The organism is Ruminococcus turbiniformis (assembly GCF_020687545.1).
Classification (GTDB): domain Bacteria; phylum Bacillota; class Clostridia; order Lachnospirales; family Lachnospiraceae; genus Mediterraneibacter; species Mediterraneibacter turbiniformis.
The window spans coordinates 1-2,599 of sequence record NZ_JAJEQX010000074.1; the positions used below are offsets into that span (position 1 = coordinate 1).

The following is a 2,599-nucleotide window of genomic DNA, read 5'->3' on the forward strand; positions in this document are numbered from 1 at the left end:
ACAAGTAGGGTAAGAACCCGGCGCCTTGCCATATTGCTATGGTAGGTTTCCGAGAACTCCCCTCCGAACCGGACTTACACCTCTCAGCGTATCCGGCTCTCCAGATGTCAGTCTAATTTCCCAGCGTGTAACTTATCGTGACAGTAGACGCAGAGTGCCATTGTCTTGCGCTTACGCCCAATCATGGCGATTTCCCATTGTTTTCTGCCACTTAAATCTTTGAGTTTTCGTACATGGTGTATTTCAAGCGGCACATTTTCTGCGCCGCACCACTCGCATTGGTTCGCTTGCAGTCTTTTAATCAGGCTGTTGCGTCCATAATTCTCAACGGCTCGTGCTACTATATCGGGATTTCCGCTTTCTACTTTGGTATTCCGGCGGAAACCGTCATTGTAGAACAGCACTTTTCCCACCTTGCCGTTTTTCTTCGGATACTCCACAACAAAATCTTTCCCTTGACGGTACTTGCGGATAATTCTGCTGATTCGTGTCCGATATTTTCCAGCAAAGGTTTTGAGCATACTGTATCTCATTACATAGTAGAAGTTATTGAGTACAGACACGTTGTTTGCAAGTCGGTAGTAGTTATACAATCCACGGATTTCTGCGTTGTATTGGTTTAGGATTTCCAAATCGTCCAAGTGCAACAGGCGAGTGCGCCGGACAGGTTCCCAAACCTCTTTGTTTCCATTTTGTTTGTCGTATTTAATCTTGAGGGCATTGTAGGAGAACAGTCGTTTTACCCACTTATCATGGGGAACATAAAGTAAGACTTTTCCATTGTTTACCCGTCTGGTAGCCCCGGTTTTGGTCTTTTTGTTGTGTTCGCCTTTGGCGATTGTGACCTCATATCCCAAGAACTTCGCAGCGTCGTGTCCATGAGTAATCAATGTCTTTTCCTCGGACATTTCCAGATGGAGTTTGTCCCGGATAAAGCAGCCTACATCTTGTTTAATCTGTTCTGCGTCCTCTTTGCTGCCGATAACTCCAATTAAGAAATCATCGGCATATCGGATATAGCAAATCCGTTTATAGCTATCGTCCATCTGGTCGCTATACGGCATAGATTTCAGACTACGCCGCAGTTCCCGGATTTCTGCAATTAAGCCCTCTTTTTCTTCCTCGCTCATTTTAGAGAGATTTCTTTTAAGCCTTTGTTCTTTCCCCCGGCAGACATCCAGCTTCTTCTTGAACGCAGGATTGATTTTACGGCGGTTTCCGCAGTTGAATTTCTCTGCATACTCTGCCATATAGCTATCCAGTTCGTTCATGTAGATGTTTGCAAGGATAGGGCTGATGATGGAGCCTTGCGGAGTGCCGGAATAAGTATTGTGATAATTCCAATCCTCCATATATCCAGCTTTCAAGAACTTCCAGAGCAGACCGATGAAATGTTCATCTGCAATCCGCTTTCGCAAAATAGCAATCAACACATGATGGTCTACGTTGTCAAAACAGCCCTTTATATCTCCCTCAACGAACCACTTTGTCCCCGTAAAATATTTCTGCACATATTTGAGTGCCGTATGACAGCTTCTGTTTATACGGAAACCGTGGGAATAGTCGCTAAAGGTTGGCTCATAAATACTCTCTAAGATGAGCCGCACCACCTCCTGTATCAGTTTATCGTCGAATGACGGTATCCCCAGAGGACGCATTTTCCCATTGGATTTCGGGATATACGTTCTCCTTGCCGGGTTAGGCTGATAACTAAAATCCCGCATCTTTTCAATGAGGGCGTTTATCCTTGCCATTCCCATTCCGTCAATGGTTTTGCCGTCTGTTCCGGCTGTCATGTTGCCTGGTTTCGCCTGTATCCGCTGATATGCCAGCAGATAGAATTGTGGATTGTACAGGTTGCGGTATAACCGCTCGTACTTGTAACTCTTGTTACACGCCTTGGATTTTAGGCTTTCCAACACATTTTCAGGACTTCTCATAATGCCTCACGCACCTTTCCTTTTTATGAATTGGTTGACATCCTGCCTCCCTTCGCCATGTAGACGGCTTTCCCGCCCTCGGACTACTACGGAGGCTCCGTTGCCATGCCGGATATTCAGCGTCATCTTTCTTGGGTTTTTACCCCTTGAAATTTATCGCCTTGCGGCATTACGCATAGCCGGATAGTTCCGGCGTTCCGGTTTAGGCAATCTCCAGTTAGACACTTTGGGAAAAGCGTATTGTGATGTCGGTAGTGGGTTTTCGTCCTTTTCCGCTTACTGCGGCTGGCTGTCATAAGTATCGTGCGGTCTGTGTTTACCTGTCACATTCCGCTATGACATACGGCGAATACAACCATCCTGCGCCGTCGGGTCGAGTATCCCGCCTCGGACTGCCCTTAAAGCAGTTTAGCCTTGCTCCTCATTCACAATGTTGCGTCTTGCCGCTCAGTCGTGGGTAGATGGTTTTCCCAACTTGCGATTTTTCCGATACGCTATTGTCCCCCTTGTGGTTTCCCTCCGAGGTAAATCGGATGACGCTAAAGTGACGCTTTTCACGTCTTTGATACTTTTCTTTACCGGCTTGCTAAAGCCGGGTTCCCAAAATGCCCGCACACCGCCTTTGGATGAAAAGCGGCGCTTCTGGACGCGCGGTAAAT

The 2,599-nt window shown here is 46.8% G+C and carries 1 protein-coding gene; it reads right to left on the reverse strand.

Features of this window, described 5'->3' with window-relative positions; translation table 11 throughout:
* Positions 1 to 107: 107 nt before the first annotated feature.
* On the reverse strand, positions 108 to 1,940 hold the full coding sequence (locus LKD70_RS18295) for a reverse transcriptase/maturase family protein (RefSeq protein WP_042958109.1): 1,833 nt from the start codon (positions 1,938 to 1,940) through the stop codon (positions 108 to 110).
* Positions 1,941 to 2,599 lie beyond the last annotated feature (659 nt).